This window comes from Terrirubrum flagellatum, from assembly GCF_022059845.1.
Lineage (GTDB): Bacteria > Pseudomonadota > Alphaproteobacteria > Rhizobiales > Beijerinckiaceae > Terrirubrum > Terrirubrum flagellatum.
The window spans coordinates 4,612,920-4,638,155 of sequence record NZ_CP091851.1; the positions used below are offsets into that span (position 1 = coordinate 4,612,920).

General features: G+C 63.2%; 24 protein-coding genes, 1 tRNA gene and 1 pseudogene. 10 read left to right on the forward strand and 16 right to left on the reverse strand.

Annotated elements, in window-relative coordinates:
* Window positions 1–17: 17 nt before the first annotated feature.
* Window positions 18–950, forward strand: a complete 933-nt coding sequence (locus L8F45_RS22305; protein WP_342363543.1) for a LysR family transcriptional regulator — start codon at window positions 18–20, stop codon at window positions 948–950.
* Window positions 951–1,230: 280 nt separating this feature from the next.
* On the opposite strand, the gene L8F45_RS22310 is transcribed toward L8F45_RS22305, so the two are convergent.
* Entirely contained in the window at window positions 1,231–1,470 is a 240-nt protein-coding gene (locus tag L8F45_RS22310; RefSeq protein WP_342360031.1) for a hypothetical protein, read from the reverse strand.
* Window positions 1,471–2,004: 534 nt separating this feature from the next.
* Between L8F45_RS22310 and L8F45_RS22315 the strand changes: the two genes are divergently transcribed.
* Together L8F45_RS22315 and serA are read left to right on the forward strand one after the other, a co-directional pair.
* Window positions 2,005–4,161: a phospholipase D-like domain-containing protein gene (locus tag L8F45_RS22315; protein ID WP_342360032.1), complete on the forward strand. Its 2,157-nt coding sequence runs from the start codon at window positions 2,005–2,007 to the stop codon at window positions 4,159–4,161.
* A gap of 102 nt (window positions 4,162–4,263) precedes the next feature.
* The gene (gene serA, locus L8F45_RS22320; RefSeq protein WP_342360033.1) at window positions 4,264–5,508 is read left to right on the forward strand and encodes a phosphoglycerate dehydrogenase; all 1,245 of its coding nucleotides are present in this window, start codon (window positions 4,264–4,266) and stop codon (window positions 5,506–5,508) included.
* A 58-nt stretch (window positions 5,509–5,566) separates the two neighbouring features.
* On the opposite strand, the gene L8F45_RS22325 is transcribed toward serA, so the two are convergent.
* The 3 genes from L8F45_RS22325 to L8F45_RS22335 form a co-directional block, all read right to left on the reverse strand.
* Window positions 5,567–7,282, reverse strand: a complete 1,716-nt coding sequence (locus L8F45_RS22325) for a tannase/feruloyl esterase family alpha/beta hydrolase (RefSeq protein WP_342360034.1) — start codon at window positions 7,280–7,282, stop codon at window positions 5,567–5,569.
* Window positions 7,283–7,504: 222 nt separating this feature from the next.
* The gene (locus L8F45_RS22330) at window positions 7,505–7,963 is read right to left on the reverse strand and encodes a VOC family protein (protein ID WP_342360035.1); all 459 of its coding nucleotides are present in this window, start codon (window positions 7,961–7,963) and stop codon (window positions 7,505–7,507) included.
* Window positions 7,964–8,012: 49 nt separating this feature from the next.
* Complete coding sequence (locus L8F45_RS22335; protein WP_342360036.1) at window positions 8,013–8,843, reverse strand: oxidoreductase; 831 nt, start codon at window positions 8,841–8,843, stop codon at window positions 8,013–8,015.
* 120 nt (window positions 8,844–8,963) lie between these two features.
* Here L8F45_RS22335 and L8F45_RS22340 point away from each other — a divergent pair, with 120 nt between their 5' ends.
* Complete coding sequence (locus L8F45_RS22340; protein ID WP_342360037.1) at window positions 8,964–9,857, forward strand: LysR family transcriptional regulator; 894 nt, start codon at window positions 8,964–8,966, stop codon at window positions 9,855–9,857.
* A gap of 25 nt (window positions 9,858–9,882) precedes the next feature.
* Here L8F45_RS22340 and L8F45_RS22345 read toward each other — a convergent pair whose 3' ends face one another.
* Both L8F45_RS22345 and L8F45_RS22350 read right to left on the reverse strand, forming a co-directional pair.
* Window positions 9,883–10,359 (reverse strand): anthrone oxygenase family protein, encoded by a 477-nt coding sequence (locus L8F45_RS22345; protein WP_342360038.1) that lies wholly within the window; start codon window positions 10,357–10,359, stop codon window positions 9,883–9,885.
* A 92-nt stretch (window positions 10,360–10,451) separates the two neighbouring features.
* The gene (locus tag L8F45_RS22350) at window positions 10,452–10,925 is read right to left on the reverse strand and encodes a DUF4189 domain-containing protein (protein ID WP_342360039.1); all 474 of its coding nucleotides are present in this window, start codon (window positions 10,923–10,925) and stop codon (window positions 10,452–10,454) included.
* 242 nt (window positions 10,926–11,167) lie between these two features.
* Between L8F45_RS22350 and L8F45_RS22355 the strand changes: the two genes are divergently transcribed.
* The 3 genes from L8F45_RS22355 (at window position 11,168) to L8F45_RS22365 (ending at window position 12,473) form a co-directional block, all read left to right on the forward strand.
* Window positions 11,168–11,719, forward strand: coding sequence for a hypothetical protein (locus tag L8F45_RS22355; protein ID WP_342360040.1), 552 nt, complete (start codon window positions 11,168–11,170; stop codon window positions 11,717–11,719).
* A gap of 101 nt (window positions 11,720–11,820) precedes the next feature.
* Window positions 11,821–12,072 (forward strand): AbrB/MazE/SpoVT family DNA-binding domain-containing protein, encoded by a 252-nt coding sequence (locus tag L8F45_RS22360; protein ID WP_342360041.1) that lies wholly within the window; start codon window positions 11,821–11,823, stop codon window positions 12,070–12,072.
* Window positions 12,069–12,473: a type II toxin-antitoxin system VapC family toxin gene (locus L8F45_RS22365; RefSeq protein WP_342360042.1), complete on the forward strand. Its 405-nt coding sequence runs from the start codon at window positions 12,069–12,071 to the stop codon at window positions 12,471–12,473. Before L8F45_RS22360 ends, L8F45_RS22365 begins: the two co-directional genes overlap by 4 nt.
* Window positions 12,474–12,960: 487 nt before the next feature.
* On the opposite strand, the gene L8F45_RS22370 is transcribed toward L8F45_RS22365, so the two are convergent.
* Window positions 12,961–13,773, reverse strand: a complete 813-nt coding sequence (locus L8F45_RS22370) for a hypothetical protein (RefSeq protein ID WP_342360043.1) — start codon at window positions 13,771–13,773, stop codon at window positions 12,961–12,963.
* A gap of 234 nt (window positions 13,774–14,007) precedes the next feature.
* On the opposite strand from L8F45_RS22370, the gene L8F45_RS22375 reads away from it, so the two are divergent.
* Window positions 14,008–14,169, forward strand: a complete 162-nt coding sequence (locus L8F45_RS22375; RefSeq protein WP_342360044.1) for a hypothetical protein — start codon at window positions 14,008–14,010, stop codon at window positions 14,167–14,169.
* Window positions 14,170–14,182: 13 nt separating this feature from the next.
* Here the strand turns inward: L8F45_RS22375 and L8F45_RS30860 are convergent.
* Both L8F45_RS30860 and L8F45_RS22380 read right to left on the reverse strand, forming a co-directional pair.
* Window positions 14,183–14,317 (reverse strand): annotated as a pseudogene (locus L8F45_RS30860) (hypothetical protein); the annotation flags it as partial.
* Window positions 14,318–14,407: 90 nt separating this feature from the next.
* Window positions 14,408–14,484: transfer RNA gene (locus tag L8F45_RS22380), tRNA-Arg, on the reverse strand.
* A 237-nt stretch (window positions 14,485–14,721) separates the two neighbouring features.
* Here L8F45_RS22380 and L8F45_RS22385 point away from each other — a divergent pair.
* Window positions 14,722–16,023, forward strand: coding sequence for an ABC transporter substrate-binding protein (locus tag L8F45_RS22385; protein ID WP_342360045.1), 1,302 nt, complete (start codon window positions 14,722–14,724; stop codon window positions 16,021–16,023).
* Here the strand turns inward: L8F45_RS22385 and L8F45_RS22390 are convergent, their stop codons facing one another.
* The 4 genes from L8F45_RS22390 to L8F45_RS22405 form a co-directional block, all read right to left on the reverse strand.
* Window positions 16,024–17,880 carry an adenylate/guanylate cyclase domain-containing protein gene (locus L8F45_RS22390; protein ID WP_342360046.1) on the reverse strand — a complete coding sequence of 619 codons (1,857 nt, stop codon included), beginning with the start codon at window positions 17,878–17,880 and terminating at the stop codon, window positions 16,024–16,026. It abuts the gene before it with no gap.
* Between the two features lie 111 nt (window positions 17,881–17,991).
* Complete coding sequence (locus tag L8F45_RS22395; protein ID WP_342360047.1) at window positions 17,992–18,570, reverse strand: adenylate/guanylate cyclase domain-containing protein; 579 nt, start codon at window positions 18,568–18,570, stop codon at window positions 17,992–17,994.
* Between the two features lie 356 nt (window positions 18,571–18,926).
* Window positions 18,927–19,337, reverse strand: coding sequence for a cupin domain-containing protein (locus L8F45_RS22400; protein WP_342360048.1), 411 nt, complete (start codon window positions 19,335–19,337; stop codon window positions 18,927–18,929).
* A 32-nt stretch (window positions 19,338–19,369) separates the two neighbouring features.
* Window positions 19,370–19,723 carry a GFA family protein gene (locus L8F45_RS22405; protein WP_342360049.1) on the reverse strand — a complete coding sequence of 118 codons (354 nt, stop codon included), beginning with the start codon at window positions 19,721–19,723 and terminating at the stop codon, window positions 19,370–19,372.
* A 226-nt stretch (window positions 19,724–19,949) separates the two neighbouring features.
* On the opposite strand from L8F45_RS22405, the gene L8F45_RS22410 reads away from it, so the two are divergent.
* Window positions 19,950–20,750 (forward strand): hypothetical protein, encoded by an 801-nt coding sequence (locus tag L8F45_RS22410; RefSeq protein WP_342360050.1) that lies wholly within the window; start codon window positions 19,950–19,952, stop codon window positions 20,748–20,750.
* A 32-nt stretch (window positions 20,751–20,782) separates the two neighbouring features.
* On the opposite strand, the gene L8F45_RS22415 is transcribed toward L8F45_RS22410, so the two are convergent.
* The 3 genes from L8F45_RS22415 to L8F45_RS22425 all read right to left on the reverse strand — a co-directional run bounded on the left by L8F45_RS22415 (window position 20,783) and on the right by L8F45_RS22425 (window position 25,175).
* A complete protein-coding gene (locus L8F45_RS22415) occupies window positions 20,783–22,000 on the reverse strand; it encodes an MFS transporter (protein WP_342360051.1) in 1,218 nt (405 codons plus the stop codon).
* A 710-nt stretch (window positions 22,001–22,710) separates the two neighbouring features.
* Window positions 22,711–23,487 (reverse strand): DUF1499 domain-containing protein, encoded by a 777-nt coding sequence (locus tag L8F45_RS22420; RefSeq protein ID WP_342360052.1) that lies wholly within the window; start codon window positions 23,485–23,487, stop codon window positions 22,711–22,713.
* 29 nt (window positions 23,488–23,516) lie between these two features.
* Window positions 23,517–25,175: a long-chain-fatty-acid--CoA ligase gene (locus tag L8F45_RS22425; protein WP_342360053.1), complete on the reverse strand. Its 1,659-nt coding sequence runs from the start codon at window positions 25,173–25,175 to the stop codon at window positions 23,517–23,519.
* Between the last annotated feature and the right edge of the window lie 61 nt (window positions 25,176–25,236).

A 25,236-nucleotide genomic window follows, 5' to 3' on the forward strand; every position in this document is an offset into this window, starting at 1 on the left:
AGAAATGGGAACGCCAAATGGACATCGAAGAGCTGCGGACCTTCGTGGAAGTGGCCGATGCCCGAGGCGTTTCGCCTGCGGCGCTCCGGCTCGGCGTCGCCAAGTCAATCGTCAGCCGGCGGCTCTTCCGGCTTGAGGCGGACCTTGGCGTCCAGCTTCTCGTCCGGACCACTCGGGGAGCCGCCCTCACGGAAGCCGGGGCGACGTTCCGAGACTATGCAGCGAGAGTCTGCGCCGAGATCGACGTGGCCAGGGAAATGATCGCGCCCGCCGGCGCGCTGCGCGGCCGCTTGCGAGTCGCCGCGCCGCTATCTTTCGGCCCGACTCACTTCGCTCCCATCCTTGCGGAAATGGCGCGCCGCCACCCCCAGCTCCAGATCCACACATGCTACAGCGATCGCTTCGTCGATCTCATCACGGAGGGTTATGATTGTGCGATACGGGTTGGCTATCTTCAGGACTCCAACCTGATCGCAAGACGCGTCGGACCAATCTATGGCAAGTTCGTCGCGAGCCCGGACTACATCAAGGCGCATGGGTCGCCCGAAACGCCGGAAGAGCTCGTCGCTCATGAAGCTCTCATGCAAGGCGCCGAAAGCTGGCAGCTCATGGATGGCGACAAGATCATCACGGTTCATCCGCAGGGGCGCTTCAAGGCCGACAACGGTATAGCTCTCGTTGCCGCCGCGACCGCAGGACTGGGGATCGCTTACCTGCCCGATTACCTAACCCATGAACATATCGCTTCCGGTGCGCTCATGCAGGTCATGACGCGTCATCCGCCGCCTCCGGCCGGCGCCTATGTCATCCGCCCGCCAGGTCAGCATCCCGCGCGGAAGATACGGGTCCTCACCGAATTGCTGATTGAGTATTGCGAACCGGCTCCACACCTCGCGGGTGTCGATCCCCGACCAGCGCAAGCAGGGCGAAGGCGCCATCGACGCGCCTGAGGGGCGCGGGCGACCGGCTCGCCGTTCAGCCCGGAGTCGCAGGTCCAAAAGAAGCAGAATCCACACTGGAGCATGGCGCGAAAAAGTGGATACCGGTTTTTCGCAAAAGCCATGCTCTAAACTTTTGGAATCGATCACGTTCCCGCATTTTGATTGATTCAATCAAAATGCGGCGTGATCTAGCGAACAGAGTCGCTTGTCGCTAGAAAGCCTCCGTGACTTCAGCGGGGTCACAGCGTAAACGCAATTCTCCGTTTCGTCGCTCTCCGCCCGCCATCCCTCACGCAGCCGGCAAGGAATAGGCGACAGGCGCGTCGATAAGCGGGCCGCCCGTCTCGCCGTCGAGAAGCCCGCGCTCGATCGTCGCGATCTCCCAGCCGAACTCGGCTTCGGGCTTCAGGAAATCGCCGAAGCGCATCATGCGGCCGAGATGATCGATCCGCCATTCCTCGGCGTCCAGCAGCGGGACCTCCCCGCCAAGCGCCCAGGCGGCGGCGCGCGTGGCTGCGATCTGATGCATTCGTTCCATCCCCCCGGCGGGGGCCATGGGCGTCGAAGCCGCGCGAAGCGAGGACGAGGCGGTTTTCACCTTGATCAAAAACCCTGATGGCCGGAGTGGGGCCGAATGCAGCGGAATCAATGAATTATTGACGTTACGAAAGTCTCATCGGCTTTGCTTAGTATGAGTTGTTTTTCAACCCCTGCATTTGAATTCCTGTGCATCGCGTTTCAGCGGACGTCATTTCGCCTGTCTGACCGGGAGACACCGGCGCCACGCCTGTCGGTCACAATCCCGATTCGCGACCCGATGGCGGCGAAAATCGGCGGGCGGCCCAGATGCGCAGCTTTCTCCGGAACGGCCGGCTCGTCCCGGACAAATTCCCAAGGCGACGCCTCCATAGCCGACAATTCGCACGCTCAAAAACTTAGCCGCGCTCTAAATAATTATTCACTCCGCGGCCCTTCTTTCGCAAAAGCGCGGCTCGCCTGCGCGGCGCCGCAGCGTTATGACATCTCATCTTTTCATTGCGTGTTTCAAATTGTGGAGACGGCTATGAAATTGGTGAAGCGGGCCGGGGCCTGGTGCAACGGCGAAGTCGCGTATATCGCATGGGATATTGACGAGAAGATCGACGATTGCCTCGGCTTCATGGTGACGCGCATTCACCTGTCGGGCGCGGACAAGGGCAAACGCCGCATCCTTCCGACCTGGGTGGCGTTCCAGGACCAGAACAATCCGAACTGGAACGAACAGGATTCCTCGGTCTGGCCGATCCAGCGATTCGAATGGCGCGATCTCACTTTGCGCAAGTCGCGCGACACCACGAAGGTGCGGCCGATTGATTTTCAGGTGCATTATGAAATCGTGCCGGTGGGCCTCGACGGGCCGGGCCGCACGAAAATCCCGGCTTCGCCGACCGCGCCCGAAAAAGACCCCACGGGACAGCCGAGCTATGAAGGGCCGCACCGGCAACTGTTCCAGATCGGCGAACCGACGCTCACGGACCCGATCGACGTCACGCATGATTATGGCGACGGCAAAGCGAAGGTCTCCGCGACTTTCACGAACGGCATCCTGTCGACCCAGAACATGGTCCGGCAGCTCGAATCGGTCGGCAAGGCGCCGCCGAAGAAAGTGCTGAAGGACGCCGCGTCGCCCGACAAGAAGACGCGCGTGAAAGCCGCGGCGCAGAAGGAGAATCATCTTCTCGCGACCCTGAAGAAGGAAATCGTCAATCCGAAATCGGACATCCGCTCCTTCCTGACCGGCGATGTTCTCGCCTTCCTGAAGCGTCTGCTCGAACGCGCCGAGAAGGAGAAAGGAGAAGTCTATCTCTCGCTCTATGAGCTGCACGACCCCGAGCTGATCGAGCTTCTGCTCAAGAGCATGAAGAAGGGCCTCATTCACATCATCCTGTCGACGGCGGGCAATCTCAATCCCAACCCGAAGGGAACGCCGAAGGAAGATCGGCAGCCCGTCGCCTGGGACACGGAGAATGATGATCCGCGCCGCAAGCTCCACGCGCTCGAGACAGGCAAATTAAAGGGCCGCGTCATCGATCGCATGTTCAACACCAGCGCGCGCATCGGCCACAACAAATTCGCCGTCCTTGTGAAAAACAACAAAGCGGTCGCGGTGCTGAGCGGCAGCACCAACTGGACCGAGACAGGGCTTTGCACCCAGTCGAACAACTCGATCATCATCGAGGATGCGGACATCGCGAATGATTACTGGGACTATTGGAAGGCGCTGAGCGAAGACAAGCAGCCGAAACGCGTCTCTGTCACCGTCACTGACCCGAAGGGCAAGAAGGTGAAGGGCGCGAAGCCGAGCAACGGCAAGCAAGGCAAAGAGCTGCGCGAGGAGAACGAAAAGTCAGCCGGCGAACGCTCGCTTGGCAAATCGGGAAGCGTCGAGCTCTGGCGCTCGCCGAACACCGAAGCTGTCACCGTACCCAAGAACGATCCGGAGCGGCCCCCGGATCTCTCCGTCGTCTATGAGATGATGGACAAGGCGAAGCAGGCGATCATGTTCCTGACTTTCCTGCCCGGCCTTTCCGGCAAGAACAACATCATCGGCGAGGCGGCGCTGCTCGCCGAGAAAAAGAAGAAGCTGTTCGTCATGGGCGCGGTCAGCGATCCAAAGGCGCTGCCGCCGCCGAAGGAAGACGGCGGCGACGAGACCTATATCGACGCCAAGGGCAAGGAGCGGAAATTGCCGGCGCCGGCGATCTGGTGGCCGGGTGGAGACCAGAGCCGCATCGTGATGATCCGCGCCGCGGCGGTGCGCATCCCCTTCGGCAATCTCAGGCCCGAACTTCTCACCGCCGGCCATGCGATCATCCATGACAAGATCATCGTCATCGATCCGCTGGACGAGAAGAACTGCGCCGTCATCACCGGCAGCCACAACCTCGGCTACAAGGCCTCCTACTGCAACGATGACAATCTGCTCATCGTGCGCGGCAACAGGCCGCTGGCGATCTCCTACGCGGTGCATGTGATCGACCTCTACGATCACTACGTCTTCCGCGCCCGCCTCGAGGACAATCTGCGGGATCAGCTTAAGAGCGGAAAGATCAAGTCGTTTGCCGAGGCGGCCGCCAACTCCCAGCCGCACGGGCTCTTACGCACCGACGCCGGCTGGCAGGACAAGCACTTCAAGGATCGGACGCCCGGCAGTCTGGACTATTTCCTGGGCGAGGGCTGACGAAAGGGCGGGAGAGCGCCGCAGAGGCCTGCGGCCTTTCGCGACTTGCCTCGACATAGGCGCGCAAGCTAGGGGCCGGCCGAAATCCTCCGGTCCGCCGCCATGCCCGCCTCGCCCGACCTGCTTTCACTCGCCAAGGACAGGATTCGCGTCCTGCTGCTCGAAGGCGTGAATGACAGCGCCGCCGACGCACTGGTCCAGGCCGGCTATTCGAACATGACCCGGCTGCCGAAGGCGCTCGACAAGGGCGATCTCTCTGCGGCGCTGAAGGGCGTCCATATTCTCGGCATCCGCTCGCGCACGCAGCTCACCGAGGAAATCCTCGCGGCGGCCGACCGGCTCTTCGCCGTCGGCTGCTTCTCGGTCGGCGTGAATCAGGTCGATCTGCAGGCGGCGCGCGATCGCGGCATCCCCGTCTTCAATGCGCCCTTCTCCAACACGCGCAGCGTCGCCGAACTCGTGATCGGCGAGATTGTCATGCTGCTGCGCCGCGTTCCCGATCGCTCCGTCGCGGCCCATGCCGGCGGCTGGGAGAAATCGGCGATCGGCAGCTTCGAGGTGCGCGGCAAGACGCTCGGCATCGTCGGCTATGGCAATATCGGCAGCCAGCTCTCCAATCTCGCGGAAGCCATGGGCATGCGAGTGATCTTCTATGATCAGACCGACAAGCTCCGCCACGGCAACACCGAGCCGGTCGACACGCTGGCCGATCTTCTCAAGCAGAGCGACATCGTCTCGCTGCATGTGCCCGACACGCCGGCGACGCAGGGCATGATCGGCGCGCGCGAAATCGCCGCGATGCGCAAGGGCGCCTGTCTCATCAATAATTCGCGCGGCACGGTCGTCGATCTCGACGCGCTCGCGGCGGCGCTGCGCTCCGAACATCTCGCCGGCGCGGCGATCGACGTGTTCCCGATCGAACCGGCGGCGAACGGCGAACGCTTCGTCTCGCCGCTGCAGGGCCTGCCGAACGTCATCCTCACGCCGCATATCGGCGGCTCCACCGAAGAGGCGCAGGAGCGCATCGGCGCGGAGGTCGCGCGCAAGCTGATCGATTATTCCGATGTCGGTTCGACCGTCGGCGCGGTGAATTTCCCGCAGGTGCAGCTTGCGGCGCGCAGCGACGCGACGCGCTTCATCCATGTCCAGCGCAACGTGCCGGGCATGTTGCGCAGACTCAACAATGTGTTCAGCCAGCGCAACGTGAACATCCTGGCGCAGAGCTACCAGTCGGACGGCGAGATCGGCTATGTCGTCGTCGAGACCCCGCCGCTGCCCGACGCGCAGGATATTCTCGAAGAGATCAGGGCGCTCGAAGGCACGGTGCGCGCGCGGCTGCTGTTCTAGAGCACGATGATTTTGGCTCGAACCCTTCCACCGTCATTCCAGCGCGAGCGCTCCAGCCTCAATTCACGCAGGCGAAACTCTTCACGTCGTTCACATCGCCCGATCTGTATTGCGGCCACATCGGCCATTCGCAGAGAGGCCGCGCGCGCGAGGTTTTCGGCGTCGCCTCGACGCTCTGCTCGATGAGTTCAAGACCAGCCGGCGCCTTGTCCTTCTCGACCCAGTCGACGAGCGCCGACAGCATGTCGACATTCGCCGGCGCGCCTGAGCCGACATGATCGACTCCCGGCGCCGTAAAGAGTCGCGCGAAACCGCGCACGCGCTCCGCGCCGAGCTTCTTCTGCACCGATTCGAAATAGCGGATGCCGGCGTAGGGGCTCTGCGCATAATCGGCCATATGTTCGAGCATGATCAGCTTGCCGCCGCGCGCGGCGAAGGCCGAGAGATCGGGATTGGTCGAATCCATCAGCGCCGACACCTGCCTGATGCGCTCCATATGTTTCGTGGGGTCGTAGACCGTCGCGTCGGCGTTGGGATCGCGAAGGATGACGTGACGCATGCCGCCGCTGCCATAGATCCAGGCGATGCCGTTGGTCGGTTGAGGCGGCTGCGCCGGCGGCGTCGATCCGCTCCACCAGGACGGCCAGCCGCCCGTTGACGCGAAGCCCTGCGTCGCTTCGCCCGACACGCCCCAGCCGGGATAATCATCGAGCCCGTTGGCGAGCGGCTCCGAAAATCTGAACGGCGCGTGCAGGGTCTGCACCGCCTTCACTTGTTCTGGCGAGAGACATGCGTCGCCGCTCTGTCCGCCTGAGCAGGCGAGCTTTGTGATATCGAACGCGCTCTTGCAGGCGACGGGATTCGAAATGATCCCGTCCGCGACGCCATCGGCGCGATCGCATGCGGCGAGCACGGCGTCATGCACAAGCTTCACATGCGCAGACGTAAGATAGCCCTTGCCCATGAGCGCGCGGCCGCTCGCCCAACCCGCATGCTGCAGGCCGACCCAATTGATCACGGGCACGCGCGAGAACACGCCGTCGAAGTCAGCGGGATAGCGCTGCGCCATGGTGAGGCCTTCGCGGCCGCCTTCTGACGAGCCAAGGAAATAAAGCTTGTCCGGCGCCTTGCCATAAGCGCGCTTCACCGTCGCGACCGCGACGTCGCGCACCTTCTTGTAGGCGAGATGCGCGAAATTCTCGAAGGCTTCATCATTGGCGGCGAAGGCCGGCGCCTCTTCGCCGGGTTTGGTCTGATGGCCTGAATCGGTGCCGTAGGTGACGAAGCCCTGCGCCAGCGGCGACGGTCTGTCGAAGGGAAAAGCGGGCGGCAGCGCAAGGCCCGTGATCAGCACGCCATTGAAGCCACCGCCGCCATATTGCGCCGCGCGGCCATTCCATTCGAGCGGCAGATTGATTTCGAAATTGATGCGCGGCGTGTTCGGATGGATCGGATCGATATGACCGAGCAGCTTGCAGAAGGAGGGCGTCGCGGGCGTGATGCGCGCCGAGGGGCTCGGGCCCCTCTCCGCCACCGCGAAAGTTGTCGCGGGCGCGATCACCGCGCTGTCGATCACAGCCGGCCCGCTCTTCACGCCGATCGCGTCGGCGGAGACCGCTCCCGCGAGAGCGGCGCAAGATTGATCAGGATTGGGGCCGAGCGGAATGGCGTCAGCAAATTGGCCCGTCGCCGAAACCATGGCGGCGCCGATCAGCGCCGCGCCACACGCCGCAAAGCCTTTGAAGCGCGCGCGCCTTGTCGATTTCCGGCGCATCGTCAGCTCCTCCCTGCTATTGATCTTATTGATCTCGACGCTAGCAGGCGGCGGCGTGATGAAAAGGCGTCGCGAGCGAACAAACTGCGCGGAAAACGGGATCAAGCGGCCTTGGGCCGGTCGGGAAATTGCGCGACGCCGCGATCGAACGCCTCGGAGTCCGCTTTCAGGCGCAAGATGAACCGGCGCGCGGCGTCAGCGCGCCTGTTTTGCCTAGCGATATCAGGCGATCGTTTCGGCGAGTTCGTAGAGATTGCCCCAGGGATCGCTGAAGAAAGCGAGCCGACGGCCGATCGCAGGCAAATCAAACGCGTCGCCCACGATCGCAACGCCGCGCCGGCGCAATTCCGCGACGGTCTCATCGACGCTTTTCACATCGATGCAGACATGGTGATAGCCCGCCAGGCGCAGACTATCGCCGAGATCGGCATAGTCCGCGCGCGGCGTCGGCGCGCCGCCGCCGCCGAGAATCTCGATCCAGAACTCGTCGTCATTCGCAGGCGCGACATAGGCGAGCTGAAGGTCGCCGAAGGGCCATTCGTGAATGACGCGGAAATCGAGCTTCTCGATGAACCATTGCTTCGCAGCCTGATAGTCGGGCATGCGCAAGGCGACATGGCTTCCCTTCATCGCGGCGAGCGCGCTGGCAGGATTGAGCGCGGGAGTCTGCAGAACAGTCATGACGGTCTCCTTCGGTTTGATGAGTGAGTTGGAATTCGCCGCGTGACGATCACGCGGCGACGCTGTCGGTCGAGCGCGCGAGATCGCCCCATTGCGCGATGATGGCTTCGACGCTGCGATTCTTCGCCTGCACGCGCTCAAGCGTGTCGCTGCCAAGCGGCAGGCGCACCGGCGGATTTTCCGCTTCGACGAGCGCGATCATCGCCTTTGCGAGCTTTGCGGGATCGCCCGGCTGGTTGTGATTGATGCGGGCGGCATGGTCGCGCATGGCGCCGACCGTGTCGGCGTAATCGGCGATCGGCTGCGCGGTCGCGAGCGAGCGCGCATCGAGAAAATCGGTGCGGAAAAAACCGGGTTCGACCGCCGTCGCATGAATTCCGAGCGGCGCCAGTTCGAGCGCCATCGCCTCAGTCAGCCCTTCGACCGCGAACTTGGTCGCGCCATAAACGCCCCAGCCATAATAGGAAGCGTATCCGCCGACCGAGGACATGTTGATGATGCGGCCCGAACGCTGGCGGCGCATGTGCGGCAGCACAGCGCGCGTCACATTGAGCAGGCCGAAGACATTGGTGCGGAACAGGCGCTCGACTTCCGTGGCGCTCGCCTCCTCGATGGCGGCCAGCAATCCGTAGCCGGCATTGTTCACCAGCACGTCGATGCGGCCGAAGCGCTTCAGCGCCGCGTCGACGGCGGCGTGAGCCTGCGCCTCATCGGCGACATCGAGCGCCACGGGCAGCAGTCTGGGATGATCGCCGAACCGCTCGGCGACGGATTTCGGATCGCGCGCGGTCGCGACGACCGCGTCGCCGGCGGCGAGAGCTTCGGCCGCGATGAGCGCGCCGAATCCTCGGGACGCTCCGGTGATGAACCAAACGCGCATAGGGTTTCTCCTGTCTCGCGGGCGGGACTGGATGTCCCTGCCGGCAGAAAGGAGATACGACCTCGCTAATGATGAGATAATCGCCTAGATTTGCGATGAGCTGTTGAGCTGAATTCATCAATGAGCCGCATCAGCCCGAACGACCTGTCGGTTTTCCTCGCGATCGCGACCCATAGCAGCCTGCGCAAGGCGGCCGTGGAGTTGGGCGTGACGCCGTCCGCCCTCAGCCACGCCCTGCGGACGCTGGAGGAGAGGCTCGACATCAGGCTCATCAACCGCACGACTCGCAGCGTCGCGCTGACGGAAGCCGGCGCGCGGCTGTTTGAACGGCTCCGCCCGGCTTTCCGCGACATCGACGACGCGATCGAGGATCTGAACGTATTCCGCGGCCGGCCCGTCGGCGCCTTGCGCCTGAACGCGTCCCGGTTGGCGACGCAGCTTGTCCTGATGCCGATCGTCTCGCGTTTCGTTGAGGCCTATCCCGAAGTGAACGTCGAGCTGGTCTGCGACAATGCGCTCGTCGATGTCGTGTCAGGCGGATTCGATGCGGGCGTCCGCTTCGGCGAAACGATCGCCGCCGATATGATCGCCGTTCCCATCGGACCCAGGCATCGCTTCGCCGTCGTCGGCTCGCCCGATTATTTCAGACGCCACGACATGCCGGCGAAACCCGAGGATCTGAAGCATCTGCCCTGCATCCGCTATCGCTTCCTCAGCGGCGTTTTCTACAACTGGGAGTTCGAGCGCGGCGGCGTCGAGATGGAAGTCGAGGTGAATGGTCCTGTTATCGTCAGCGATCAGGATCTCATGATCGCTCCGGCCTTGGCCGGCGTCGGCCTCGCCTATGTGTTCGAGGAACAGGTCAGCGACATGATCGCCGACGGCCGCCTCCTGCGCGCGCTCGGCGACTGGTGCCCGTTCTATCCCGGCTTCTTCCTCTATTATCCCAGTCGGCGACAATTGCCGGCGGCGCTCAGAGCCTTCATCGACTTCGCGCGCAAGCCTGCGCCCTGACGGACGGCCGGCGCGGACCGCGGCGTCAGCCCATGAGCAGCGCGATCGTAAACAGGATGGCGGAGAGGATCGACGCTGCGGCGCGGACGGAGTTCCACATCGTCCAGCGATCGAGATAGTTCACCCACACCGCGGTCTGATCCGCTGGCGTGACGGCGGCGAGTTGGTCGTTCAGCGGCACGTTGAAGATCACGGTCGCGCCGAAGCAGCCGACAAAATAAAGCACGCTCGCTGCGAGAATGAATTTAGCGCCGCCGCCGCCCCATCCGAAAACAGCGCCGCCGCCGAGAATGAGACAGAGCAGCGCCGTTCCCAGAAAGAAAACCATGAAGGACGGCGTGATGACGGTGACATTGATCGCGTTCATCGCCGCGACGCCTTGCTCTGGCGCGATACGGCCGAGCGCCGCCATTACGAAGGAGGAGAAAGCATAAAACATCCCGCCGACCACGCCGCTGCCGATGGCGGCGGCGAACAGCAGGATGAAGACGATATGAGCCATGATGCGCGATCCCGTGACGAGAGCGCGCTTATTGTCGGAACGGATGTGATCTCAGGTCAATCGCGACGACAATGGCGAATGATCCTGACCGCCTATGGTTGTCGCGCGGCGCCGTCGCAATAGAAGATGCTCTGTTCGCAAAATTTTTCTCTGCCCTTGCCTGCGGTCGCCCTGCACACGGCCATCGCTTCGTCCTGGGCGCTCGCCTTGTCGACGCCGATGGACCAGCCGAAACCCGGCGTGCCGTCTTTCCTGTCGAGAGCGACCGCCGCGCATTGATCCTTGAAGTGGGCGACAAGCCGACACAGCGCCTTGGTTGAGGCCGGCGCGCTCTTGTTGCTGCGACATTGCTCCAGTGCGGATTGGGCGGCCGTGACGGTGTCGGCGTAGTTGCTCGCGACCCCGATCGCGACGCCAGCCGTGGCGATATTGGCCGGTCGGCCCAGCGCGATCGCACCGTCGGCGAATGCGGGCGTTACAGCGAGTTGAACGGCGAATGCCGCTCCGAAAACGTGACAAGAGATTTTCGCTGCGATTGTGGTGATCGCAGAAATCCGGCGCTTCATGCTTTCCTCCCCCCCATGGCCCGCCTCATGACAGAGCGTTCAGGCGGCGCCGTCAATGACATGCTTGCGTGTCGTGGATCGGGAGGCCGGGCGGCAATGAGAATCACGGCCGGCGCGTTCAACAAAGATGCGGTGACGTCTCTAAAAATGCGTGGAGTGACGGCGCGAGCTTCAACCTCCAGATAAGAGCTGACTGGCGTAGTGGAATAAGTCGTCCCCTGAGCGGACCGGAGTGAATTCTCATGTCGGCTGCAAACAATCTGGTCCGCGATTTCGTCTCGCGCAGAATGATCGCAACCGCTCTCATCCTGCTCGCGGCGGCCGCGATCGCCACATCAGTCGCCGCGGACGAACTGAAATGGGTCACGTACCAGAGCCCCACCGGGTTCTACAGCGTCGAGCATCCCGGCGACTGGAGGCTCGAGAGAGACGAAAATATCCTCAACATCATTCCTGGCGACAAACGCGGAGCTGTGACCATTTCGGCTTACGTCAGCAAATCGGGGAAGCCGTCGCGAGCTCGCGTCGAGCAGCTCATCTCCAGCGTCTTCCGCACCCAGCGGCCGACCTCGCCCTTGCTCGCCGTCACCGGCTCCGGTTGGGAGGGCCTGAAGCAGACATTCATCGACGAGTCGATAACCCCGCATGTCGAGTTGCAGGTGATCGTGGCGACAAGCGCCGATGGAATGGTGATCATCACATCGAATGAGGCCTCGCCGCGGATAGCAGAGAGGATCCCGGTCTATACGCGCATCCTGCGGTCTCTGACGCTTTCGACGCCCAGACTCCGGTAGGGCTACGGCGGGACGCCGACCCTGACCCGGATTTTCGGTCCGGCGCATCTTGAAAGTAAGGATATTTCGCCTTACCTTTCATCCGTAACCGGAGGCGTTTCATGGGCGCGCTCACCGTCACAGCAAAAGGGCAGATCACGTTGCGCCGGGACCTTCTCAGGCATCTCGGCGTGCAGCCCGGCGAAAAAGTCGTCATCGACAAGCTTCCAGACGGCCGCGTCGAGATGAAGGCCGCGCCGCCCGCTGGCGATATTTCGGATGTCTTCAACCTGCTGAAGCGCAAGGGAGCCCCTTCGCTCTCGATCGATGAGATCGGCGAAATCGCCGCACAAGGCTGGGCCGGACGGCGGTGAAAATCACGGCGGACATGAATCTCCTTGTCCGAGCCCTTGCAGGCGATCACCCGACCCAAAGCAGGATCGCGCAAGCCGAACTCGGGAAAGCCGAGCTTGTCGCGCTCACCTTGCCGACGCTCTGCGAACTCGTCCGGGTTCTGTCGCGCGGCTATCGAATTCCCGTTCCGGAAATTTCGGAAGCGATCCGCCGCCTGATCAATGCAGGCAACGTCGCAACGGATCGGCCCGCCGCGGAAGCCGGACTTGCGCTCATGGAGGCAGGCGGCGATTTCGCCGACGGCGTCATCGCCTATTCCGGAAGCTTCCTCGGCGCCGAATGCTTAGTCTCATTCGACAAGGATGCGGTGAAACTTCTGAAAGCGCGAGGCGTAGCGGCGCGAGCGCCTTCAGCAGCGTAGCGGCGACTAGAGCATGGCGCGAAAAAGTGGAAACCGGTTTTTCCGCGACGAACGTGAGCGTTCGCGCTGCAAAAGCCATGCTCTAGACTTTTGGAATCGATCACGTTCCCGCATTTTGATTGGTTCAATCAAAATGCGGCGTGATCTAGGCGCCGGTTCGTTTTCGAGATGACGCTTTGGGTATTCGGATATGGCGCGCCGGAGGAGATGAAACTGGGCACCGCTATGTAATTGTCACGTATATTAATTTCTAAGATCGTATTTAGAGCATAGCCCGCTTTGCGCATTTTAGACGGCGCTATTTGTAGCGCCCGTCGCAATCTCTCGCGGCGCTATAGTTAGTGGTTCAAACTCGACATCTGGTGCGCTTTCTTGCGGAGGCGGCAAACACGCCATCGAGTCATTCGGTCATTGCTCCCCGCTGCTTATTTCTCAAATCCAGGCGATTGCACGCGGTAGCAGCGGCCGGCTATGTCGAAAGGTCAGTTCAGTAAGTTATCGTCAGGCCACCGATATTCAACGTAACCGAAGTAGGATCCACGGGATTGATAGGGACAGCCGGTACAATCTGCGTAATGGTGCAACCGCGGTATATGACTGTGAAGGCTACCTGCAATGCGGTGTCCAGACACTGGACGGTAATATCCCGTTGTCCGCCTGCCTGCTTCCACGCACGAAAATCCGCTGCCGCAGTTTCCGCCATGGTGATGACGACAGGAGCGATGACGCCTGAGCTGTATGTTAACGGTCCCAGCTTCGAGACAAAAATGTTCGTGGATGATCCGCTCAACGCAACTTTGAAGCAGAAGGAAGGTAAGGAGTCTCTGCGGCCCCTATAAGCGGGGGTCACGGTGCTCCTGCTCGTCCGGCCAAACACTCTCTGCCGTAATTGGGATTTCCTTGCGTTCGCTCGGCTTAAAGGGCCGATTGTGCTCGCACCAGGGGGAGGAAGCGGCACCTCGCGCAGGTTAGTGACCTGCAGTGTTAGGGTAAGAGTCAAAAGTTCGGACCGCGACGTATCGAGCGCTGATATCTCGGCTTTCTGAATGAACGAACTATCCCATGCGTCGCAGTAGATCGGGCGAAAATTCGTATCCAGAGTAATGAGATTGCCTGACATTATGCGGCGCTGACCTTGCATCTCGTCGAACGCCCAGTCGCTAAGAAATTCGCCAACCACAAGGCCTTGTCCAAACATAATCGAAGTTTCTGTCGGAACTGCTACAGACGCCAGGAATCCCGCCGTCTGCCCGTTCAGGGTCAATTTCCAAGCAAAATCCGGAAAGGAATCGGTTCTCATACACGTGCTCTCCGTCAAGCAATTATTGACGAATGCGACTGGTCCCGAAAAAAGCCGGCAACTCGCACCGACTCGATCTCGACAGCTATAAGCGCGCGGATACTGCGCATTTAGCCAAAATTACTTGTGAGAACGCTTTCAAGCAACGCGGTCCATAAAGAACGGAGAGAAAGTCCTCCGCGCGAAGTCCATACGCGTTCGCTCATGGCGGCGGCTCGAAGGAGAGGATGGCAAGTGATCGACACTTTGATTGCTGCGATTGACGCCGGCGAGCTTGATACCCTGCTCGGCAACATGAGCCGATCATCAACGGCGGTCATGAAGGCGAAGCGAGCGGCCTGGGAATATGGAGTGGGATCAGCCTATTGCAGCCCCACTGCCCCCTTTTGTCGCTGAACTTCTTGCCTGAGCCGCAGGGGCACGGCTCGTTACGGCCCGCCTTCGCCAGTTCGCGCGGCTCAGAGCTCTGGTCGATCGGCCTTCGAGCATCATCGGATGCAGTGCTTTCGAGGAACGTCGGCTGTCGAGAGCGATCCCCGGCCACGGAACGGCGGCTTCGGGTCGAAGCAGACGCAGGCGCCCCGTTTTGTTCCAATGCTTGGAAAAATCGTGCGCCAAATCAGTGTGCTGCGAGTGGCGCGCCCGAAAGGATTCGAACCTCTGACCCCCAGATTCGTAGTCTGGTGCTCTATCCAGCTGAGCTACGGGCGCCTGCGCATCGCGTGCGGACGGCCTGATAGCGACTCGCCCCCCGGCTGACAACCCCGCCCGGGCGAGCTTTCGGCGCCGTCGGGGAAGCCGCTCGGGCGCGCGTCGGGCCGCCGGGGGCCGCGAGAGGCGGAAGAAGCCGGGCGATCCGCCCCGGAACCGCCTTAACGGTCGGCGATTGAACGGAAGCGCGCTATCCTTGCGCAGGAGGGCCCGCCCATCGCTTCGCTCGGCCTTGCCATGCGCCGTCACGGCTTCCTCATCGCGGCCCTGCTGCTGCTCGTGGGCGTCGGCGCTCTCGCGGCCTCCTGGCTGACGAAGCCGCAGACCCTGCGGGTGGCCGTCGGCCCGCTCCATTCCGAGGATGTCAGACTGGTCGCGGGACTGGTGCAGGCGGCCCAGCGCGAGAAGGGCGGCTTGAGGCTCAAGCTGGTGCTGGCCGACGATCCAAAGAAGGCCGCCGCCCTCCTCGATGACGGCAAGGTCGACCTCGCCGTGGCGCGCAGCGATGTCGCCGTGCCCGAGCATGGGCTGACAGCCGTCGTGCTGCGCCGGGCCGTCGTGGTGCTTCTCGTCCGCGCCGACCGCGGCCTGACGCGGATCGCCGACCTCAAGGGCAAAACGATCGGCGCGCCGAAGGCCGCGCCCGAAAATCTCAAGCTCTTGCGGACGATCCTCGCGCAATACGAACTGCCGGAGGAGTCGATCCGGATCGATCCGATCGAGGGAGACGCCGCGGCCGCCCTGCGCGACGGCCGCGTCGATGCGATCTATCTCGTGGGATCGACGCTCAGCCGGCCGCTGACCGATGCGATCGCGACGATTGCGCGCGGCGCCGGCGACGCCGGCGTCGCCATCCTGCCGATCCGCGAAGCGGCTGCGATCGCGGCGCGCAATCCCGCGCTTGAATCGACCGATCTTGTCGCCGGCGCGTTCGGCGGCGAGCCGCCGCGACCTGCGGACATGACTCCCACCGTCTCGATCACGCATCGTCTCATGGCGAGCCGCGATCTCAACAACGACACGGTCGGCGATCTCACACGCTTCGTACTCGACGCGCGTCTTGCGCTGGCGAGCGAGCTGCCGCTGGCGCAGGGCATCGAGGCGCCTTCTACCGAGAAGAACGCGGCGCTCGGCGCCCATCCCGGCGCTGCGGCTTACATCGATGGCGAGCAGGAAAGCTTCTTCGATAAATACAGCGACTGGTTCTATCTCGTCGTCATGGTGATGTCGGTCGTCGGCTCCGGCGCGGCTGCGGTGATCGGCCGTGTGAATTCGCGCAAGCGTAACGACGCGATGGCGGGGCTGACGCGCCTGCTCGCGATCCTGCATGAAGCGCGCGCGGCGGATGATGATGCGGCGCTGGCGAAACTCGAACAGGAAGCCGACGTGATTCTCGTCGACACGCTGGCGCGCGCCGCGCAGGGCGATCTCGATGAAGCCGGCCTCTCAGCCTATCGGCTTGCGATGGATCAGACGGCGCGCGGCATCGCCGAGCGAAGGCTGCTCATCGCGCGCGACGAAGCGATCGCCGCGCAATAATCAGTGAACAGCCGCCTTGCCGCGCTCGCGCCGGCGCTGGTCGAAGGACAGCACGTTGGAGCGGCGCGGCGCTCGCTCGGGCAGACCGGCCATGCGCAGCCCGTCGAGATAACGTTCGAGATCGCGGCCCGCGAGATTATGGATCGCATCGCCGACATCCTCGACTGTCAGGCCCGACGTCTCGCCGAGCAGACCCTCCACGGCCTGACGCGCGACGGCGAGATCGCCGGCATGCGCGGCCGATGTCGCGAGCAGCCGGTTCGCCCACACCATGCCGGGCTTGTGTTCGAGCGCGCGCGCCGCGCACTCCTCCGCTTCGGAATAATTCGCAAGCAGGAAGTGGCAGACGCCGAGGCCGGCGAAGATGTTGAACTTGATCGGATCGAACGGGCTCAAGGCCAGCGCCTGTTCGAGACAGCGCACGCCCTCGCGCGGATCGCCATTGTAGGCGTGCGCGTAACCCGCGCGCAGCCAGGCCCAGGCGAGATGCGGATCGCGCGCCAGCGCGCGATTGATGAAGCTCAGCGCGCGCGTCTGGCTGACTTCGAGAATGGTGTAGGTCGCGCCGATCGCCGTCAGCGCCATGGCGTCGTCGCTGTCGAGCGCGGCGGCCTGATCGGCGCAACGCAACGCCTCGGCCTTGTCGCGCGCGATGTCCTCGGACCAGATGTAGGTCACCTTCTGGCTGAGACACCAGCCTTTCAGCGCGAGCGCCAGCGCGTGACGCGGCGCGGCTTCAAGCGCGGCGTTAAGCTCGGCGATCGCCGCGTCATTGTCCTCGCGGCGATGGGCCCAGAAGCGCGGCATGGCGCGATGGATGTGATCCTGCGGCGTGAGCTGCGCCGTTCCCTTGCGCTCGGCGCGCGCGATCTCGGCCGAACGCACCACCGTATGCAACGCGCCTGCGATCGACGTCGCGATATGATCCTCGAGCGCGAACACATCGTCGAGCTCACCCTCGAACCGATCCGACCAGAGCACGGCGCGGGTGTGCGCCTCGATGAGCTGCACGCCGACGCGCACGCGCTCGCCTGACGCGCGCAGCGCGCCCGAGAGCACATAACGCGCGCCGACCTCCATCGCGAGAAAGCGCGGATCGATGGCGCCGCCGGCGCGGCCGAGCGCGCCGTCGGCCGCCATCACCGAAAATTCCGCCGCATGGGCGAGCGAACGCGTCAGCTCGTCGACGACGCCGTCGATCAGCGCCGCGCGAGCAGGATCGCCCGTCAGATTGGAGAAAGGCAGGATCACCAGCACAGGCTTGTCGGCGCTGCAGCGACGGGGAACGATGATCGGCGTCGACAGGGGCGAGGAAGGCGGCTGGACGCTGTCCGGCATCCCGTCCGGCGCGTGGATCCAGACCTCCATCAATTCGTCGACGCCCTTGATGCGGCGGGTCTCGGCGCGGGTGAACCGGGCGGCGACCGATTTCGCGAGCTGCCAGCGCACGGAATGGGTGAGCACGACGCCGCCGGGCGGCGCGATCTGCTGGAGATGGACGAGGAAGCCGATCGCCCAGCCGAAGCGGTCGTCGCCCTCGACCAGCACGTCCGCCAGCGCGATGCCGGCGCGGAAGCGAATCGGATTGGCGGCGCCCCCATTGCGCCTCGCCATCGCCTCCTGGAATTCGAGCGTGAAGCAGACGGCGTCCTCGACGCTCATGAATTCGATGAGCCCGCCATCGCCCATTGTCTTGAACATATCGCCGCGGAATTTGCGCAGCAGCGGTCCCGCCACCTGCTTCCGGATGCGGGCGAGCTCGCGGAGCGTCTCGCTCTCATTGTCCTGCATGCGGCGCGAGGAATCGGCGACGTCGACCGACACCATGGCCGTGAGCTTGCGCTGCGGTCTCTGCATGGCCTGACCTGTGCTCCCTGTCAGCTCCGCTGTGCGAAGCTACCTCAGCCGGGCGTCAGAGGAATTTCGCAACAGTTTCAGGATTGTTTCGTCGGTTTCGTGAGCCGGCTTTCAGTTTTCCGAGCCGGAGGGCTCTCCCGCCCGCGCCGACGCCGGCCGCGGCGGATCGGTCTCGGGCGTCCAGACGAAGCCGCGCACCGGCTCGTCGATGTTCTTCACCTGATACTCGCCGGCGTCGACGAAGCGGCCGCGCATGTCGCCGCGCAGGTTGAAATGGACGGCTTCCGACACCACGACGCCGCCCGGCGGGGCGATCTCCTGCAGGCGGACGGCGAAGTTGAGCCCTTCGCCATAGCGCTCCTCGCCGGCGACGATCAGGTCGGCGAGCACGATCGAGATGCGCGACTCGATCGGCTGACCGACATTGTTGCGCTTGTCGGCGAGCTTGACCGCGCGCTGGAACTCCATCGCCCAGGTGGCGGCCTCATGCACGCTGTCGAACTCGATCAGCGCGCCGTCGCCCATGATCTTGAAGGCTTTGCCGTGATAGCGGGCGAGCGTCGGCTCGCCGAGCTCGCGCCTGATCCAGCCCATGGCGCGCAAGGTGCCGCGCTCGTCGGCGCGCAGCATGCGCGTGAAGCCGACGACGTCGAGCGACACGATCACGGTCATGCGGCGATGGGTGGGCATGGGTCGCAAGGCGAGGGACGGCTCAATCTAGATCAGGATCGGTGAAGGGCCACCTGAAATCAGTGATATGACCGATTCCTGAAGCCGGGTCGTGAGTTGCGCGTGAAATCCGCCCGGCGGACGCAACCCGCTTGCGCGGGAGACGCATGGCGGAAAGCGAAGTCGCGTCAGGCATCCACGCCACTTCAGTTGTCATGGCCGGGCGTGGCCCGGCCATCCACGTCTTTTCCGCGCCCGTCATCTCTTCGTGGATGGCCGGACCACGTCCGGCCATGACAGCGAGAAGGCCGCAGTCGGGACGAACGCTGCGCGTTCGCCCTGTGCGGCCTCCGGACGAAGGGTTGACCGCGAAGCGCTCAACCCTTCGCCGGGGGATCGAGATGCGGGAGGAGGACAACGCCCTCCTGATCGCTGCCGGCGGAATGGACGACGATCCAGACGCAAGGCGCGCCGCTCTCATTCGCCGGCGCATGCGGCACATCAGCCGGCATATAGGCCTGCTCGCCCGCGCGCATGACGCGGCGATGTTCGAGAGCATCGCCGTAGTAGAAAGCGCACTCGCCTTCGAGGAGATAGGCGATGGTCTCGACGCCCGCGTGATAATGCGCCTTCGCCCGCGCGCCCGGCGGCATCGGCAGCACATTCATGCAGAGCTGCTCGGCGCCGCAGGTCTCGGCCGAGACGCCGGCGCCATAGGTGAAGCCCTGCTTGCCGACATAGGTCTGGCCGGGCGCGATGACGCGGACGCGATCGACGGCGGATGTCATCTCAAAAGCTCCCCTGAGCCCGACGGCTGATCTCAATCGAGGTACGTCTCGCTGACCGCGCCGTCGAGATGACGGATGCGCGCGGCCTGCAAAATCTGCGGCGGCAGCAGGCGGGCGTTGACGCCCATACGGTTGCGCGCGGGATCGACCGCCGACCAGTGCGTGACGCAACCGCAGCGCGCGCAGCGATGGAAGGCGATCGCGCGATCGTCCCATTGATAGGTCCCGGTCGGCTCCGCCGCGCTCACCATCACATCGCGCGGGGAATAATAGGCCCAGAGCACGCCATAGCGCCGGCAGACCGAGCAATTGCATTCGGTGACGGTTTGCGGGGCGGAGGCGATTTCGAGCGAGACGCAGCCGCAATGGCAGGTGGCGAGGAGCATGGGAATCATCAATCCAGATTTAAAATTGTTGTGCGTATTCCATCCGACATGGATGTGCAGCGTAGCGCGCGGATATGATTGGGGATCATGTTAGGTTTGTCGCGACGCGGTTTTTAGGGTTCGGAAGACATTTTGATTGGCGTATGGCGCGCCTATGATCGCCTGCTCCGGCCATCCCTACAATGGATATGCAGATACCTGATCAACAGAGTCATGATGGCGGTCCGTGCAAGATCCGTTCGCTAGCTCTACAGCTTTGGTAGCTCACGCTCGGCGCCGCATAGCAGAGTTCACTGCTCTGTTCACGGATTTTGAGTCATCCGACCCTTATGAGCTAGTCAGAGAGGGCCGACCTGACCGCTACGCCACACTTTATGTGATTCAATTTAGACACAAACCACCCGACGAACTTAAAATTATCTCTTGGGAAATATTCAATTCTCTGCGCACTTCATTGGATCACGCAATGTTTGTTTGCGCGTTCGCAAATTCCAAGCAGCCTCACCTTAATCATCCGTCGTTAAGGCATGTCCATTTTCCTTTTGGTAAATCCAAGGATGAAGCCAAAGTTGGGAAAAGCAAAATGATCCCGCGAGATATTTTTGATCTCGCGATCAGTTTCAAACCGTATGCAAACCCTGACGGAGATAGAGTTCTGTACTCTTTAAATGAGGTTAGAAATGTTGGCGTTCATCGGATGTTTGTGCCGATGGCGATCTTTCCTTCAGGCTACGAATTACACTCAGAATGGACGCCCAGAAACATCGGCCGGATCGTACGAGTTCCAGAACAATTTGATGGATTAGGACATTGGGATATCGATACTCAACGCCTAATTCTGGGAGTTTTTGACGAGGAATATACCGTCAGTTGTAAGCTTACGGAAAAGCCTCAGCTTATCTTCGCTTATATCAAGGGACTTGCAGGGCCGAATGCCATAGAGAAGCTAAATGTCTTGGCGAATCGTATCGAGGAAGTGACCGCGGCGATACGCTCTAAGGCCTATGAAATTGGGCTATTCCAATAAAAGGAGATAATTCCGGTTTGCACCGAGCGCGCTCACGCACCGCCCTGCCCATCCTTCGCCGGCAGCAACACGAGCGCGACAACCGTCGCAGCAAGCGCGATAAATGCAGCCAGAGCAAACGGCGCAGCAAACTCCGCAGCGCTCGCTCCGTTTCCAAGCGTCGCGGCGAAACGCAGCGCCGCGTCGTTCGAGACGGAAGCGAAGAGAAGCAGGAGATCGCCAAGCGCTACCGCGCCGAATGCAACGAGGAAGAATCGCCGCCAACCCCATTGCGTGACGAACCGGCCGCCCATCCACGGCACGAGCAGCATCGGCAGCGTCGCCGCGAGAAGCATGACGCCGGCCGTCTCGATGCTGATGGCGAGGCCGACATTCAGAAACAGCGGGAGATAGACGAGCGCCGCCCAGTAGCCGAACTGGATCGCCGTCAGCAGCAGGCTGATTCCCGCCATGGTCGATGTCGCGAACACGCGGGGATCAAGCACCGGGCGCGAACTGCGTCCCTGCTGCAGCGTGAAGATGATCGCGATGATCACGCTGGCGACGAGGCATGCGGCCCGCAGCGCCCATGTCGCGTCGCGCCTCAGCAACGCATCGATTGCAAGACCGAGAGATAGCGTCAGCAACGCAATGCCGAGCGGATCGAGCGGCCTTCCCTGCGAATCCGTCGTCTCCGCGACGAGGCGAGGGACCGAGAACGCCAGCGCGAGGCAGAAGGGAATGTTGGCGTAGAATATCCAGCGCCAGCCGGCCCATGCCGCGAGCAATCCGCCGAGCGTCGGGCCGAGCGCCATCGCCACGCCCGAGATGACGCCGATGAAGCCGAACGCGCGCGCCCTTCGCCTGTGATCAGGAAATGCGCCCGCGATGAGCGCGATGGAGCCTGTGGTCATGAAGGCGGCGCCCGCGCCCTGAGCGACGCGCGCCGCGAGAAGCAGCGGTCCTTTCGGCGCCGCGCCGCAGGCGATCGAAGCTGCGAGGAAAATCGCGTTGCCCGCCAGCATTGCGCGCCTGCGGCCGAAGCGATCGGCAAGCGCGCCCGACATGAGAAGCGCGCTCGTGAAAGCGAGGCTGTAGGCGTCGATGACCCAGGCCGCGCCCTCGATCGCGAAACCCAACTCCTTCGCAAGGCCCGGCATCGCGACGACGACCGCCGTCACGTCGAACAAGGTCAGGAAGGCGCCGAGGCCGAGAGCGAGAACGGCGAGATCGGATCGGTCTGGTGTCGCGGGAGATTTGTCGATGCGCACGCCGCCGCCTCGCCGTTGCGGAGAGGCGAATCCTCTCCCGCGCGCTTGGTAAGCCTGCGCTGCTGACACGGCCTGTCAGCAGCAGACATCGCCGCTTGACATCTCTGGACTAAATTCCTATTATCTATTCGCCTCTGCTCTTGTGGGGCCGTCCGGGTCAGGACCGAACGGGAGCGGAGGGCGGACCTGCGGATTTTCGCCATGACCTGGCGGCGGAGATTCCCGGGGGCTTCCGACAGCACGCCCGCCTGACACTAGGATCGGGCTGTCCGAACGGACCTTAAGCGGGACACCGCGGAGAGCGTGCGACAGGAGGCGACAAAATCCGCGCCGGGAGCGCCGGAAGGCGATCCTTCTTATCAAGAACGTTCTCAGCGCCTTGCCGGCGCTCCCGGCCTCCCCTTGGAGGCGAAGGTGAAGGGAAGAGATCAAAGCGGAGAGGAAATGGAGCCGTGCGAGAGGCGCGAGGCGACGATGCTTCGCATCGCGCTGATTTGGCGCGCCACCCTCCCCTTGAGGGGGAGGGTCGATCGGAGCGCCAGCGAGGATCGGGGTGGGGTGAATTTCAAGCCGCGTCGATACACCCCACCCCGGCGTCGCTTCGCTCCGCCGACCCTCTCCCTCAAGGGGAGGGTGGCCGCAACTCCCGAAGCCCCCAGTTGCGCCTCGGCAAGAGCCTCGTCCGGGGCCTGGCGCAAGCTTCGACCTCCTTACTTCGCCTCGTTGATCGAAGCGACTTCCTGGAGATAGCGCTGGATGCGGCGCGCATTGGCGCCGAAATCATGCGAGCCGAAGCGCGACGCCGAACGCGCATCGATGCGCGAGCCGTTGGCGAGCGGCCGCACGCGGATCGTGACATCGTCGGGAAAGCGCAGCACCAGCGAATAGTCGATCGCCTCGATGGTCGCGACGCCCGAACGCGCGGCTGGCGGATTGGCCTCGATGATGCGCCAGCCGAGATTGCGCGCCGCGTCCCGCGCGATGGCGAACGCCTCGTCCGGCGTGCGCTCCAGCGTTGCAGGCGCCAGCCCGCCATAGGATCGGCGCTGCTTCGCGCGCGCATCGGCGTCAGGCAGCGAACGCACGCGGCCGCCGCGCGCCTCCAGCGAAACGCGTGAACGCGAGAAGGCGGGCGGATCGGCGAGATCGGTCGAGACGTCGCTGATGTCAGGCAGCGTCGCGGCCTTGAGCGCAAACCATGCGGGCGCGAGCAGCAGCGCGCCGGCGAGCCCGATGGCGCCGAAGGCGCGGCCGGCGCCGCGAAAACCTTCATTCCAGATGACGACCAAACCGAAAATCGCGACGCCAATCGCAATCAGCGCGACAAGGAACGAAGCGCCGAGCACGCCGACCGCCTGCGCCGGCTCCACGCGCCCGAAACGCGCCAGCACGACGCCGATCGCAGCGACGACAAGCGCGAACCAGGCGATGCGGCCGCTCCAGACCGCGGCGCGCGAGACCGGGTCTTCAAGAACGGCGGCGCGCATGAGGCGTCACGCTCGCGCCGGCGGCGGCTTCACGCCTTCGACAACACCTCGGCCGGCGAGGCCGTCGGCAAGCGATAATCCTTGAAGATGGTGCGCAATTCCATCTTCTGGATCTTGCCGGTCGCGGTGTGCGGAATCTGGTCGATGAACACGACGTCGTCGGGCATCCACCATTTCGCGATCTTGCCTTCCATGAATTTGAGCAGCGCTTCCTTCGTCGGCTCCGTTCCCGGCTTCTTCACGATGATCAGCAAAGGCCGCTCATCCCACTTGGGATGATGGATGCCGATCACCGCAGCTTCCGCCACATCGGGATGACCGACGGCGAGATTTTCGAGATCGATCGAGGAAATCCACTCGCCGCCTGACTTGATCACGTCCTTCGAGCGGTCGGTGATCTGCATGTAGCCGTTCTCATCGATGGTCGAGACGTCGCCGGTGTCGAAGAAGCCTTCCTCATCGAGCACGTTGCCGCCATCGCCGCCGTAATAGCCGCTTGCAACGGCGGGGCCGCGCACCTTGAGACGGCCGAAGGTCTTGCCATCCCACGGCAAGCGCTTGCCTGCATCGTCGGTGATCTTCATCTCGACGGTGAAAGGCGCGAAGCCCTGCTTCTGCTTCACGTCATAGAGCGCCTTGTCGTCGAGATCGCCCAGTTGCGCCTTCATGATGCCGAGCGAGCCGACCGGGCTCATCTCGGTCATGCCCCAGGCGTGGAAGACCTCGACGCCATATTTCTTTTCGAAGGTCTCGATCATGGCGCGCGGCGCGGCCGAGCCGCCGATCATCACGCGCTTCAAATGATTGAGCGTCTTTCCCTCTTTCTCCATATGTTGCAGCAGCATCAGCCACACCGTCGGCACGCCGGCGGTGGTGTGGACCTGCTCCATCTCCAGCATCTCATAGACGGATGCGCCGTCGAGCTTCGGGCCGGGCATGACGAGCTTCGCGCCGGCGAGCGGCGCCGAGAACGCGATCGACCAGGAGTTCGCATGGAACAGCGGCACGACTGGAAGAATGCTGCGCTTTGATCCCAGCGCCAGCGCGTCAGGACTGCACATGGCGAGCGAGTGCAGCACATTCGAGCGGTGGGAATAGACGACGCCTTTCGGATTGCCCGTCGTGCCCGAGGTGTAGCACATGCCGGCGGCCGCATTCTCGTCGACCTCGGCCCAGGCGAAATCGCCATCTGCTTCCGCAAGCCAGGATTCGTAGGATATCGCGTTGCGCAGCGCCGTCTGCGGCATGTGCGCGTCGTCGGTGAGAATGATCACCTTTTCGAGCGACGCCGGCAGCTTGTCGGCGAATTTCTCCAGCATGGGAACGAAGGTCAGGTCGACCATGAGGATGCGATCTTCCGCATGCGTCATGATCCAGCAGATCTGGTCGGGAAACAGTCTCGGATTGACCGTGTGATAAACGCCGGCGCAGCCGACGATGCCGTACCAGGCTTCGAGATGGCGCCAGGTGTTCCAGGCGAGCGTGGCGACGCGGTCGCCCGGCTTGATTCCCTCGCGCGCCAGCCGCTGCGCCACCTGCAGCGAGCGCTTGCGCAGTTCGACATAAGTGATGCGATGGATCGGCCCCTCGCAGGAGCGCGACACCACAACCTGCCTGCCATGCTGCTCCGCCGCATGATCGATAACCCTGTGGATGCGCAGCGGCCAGTCCTGCATCAGTCCCAGCATCGTCCCCTCCGATGATCGTTCCCGGTCGGCGGTCGCGCGCATGTGGCGGCGCCGCTCTTGC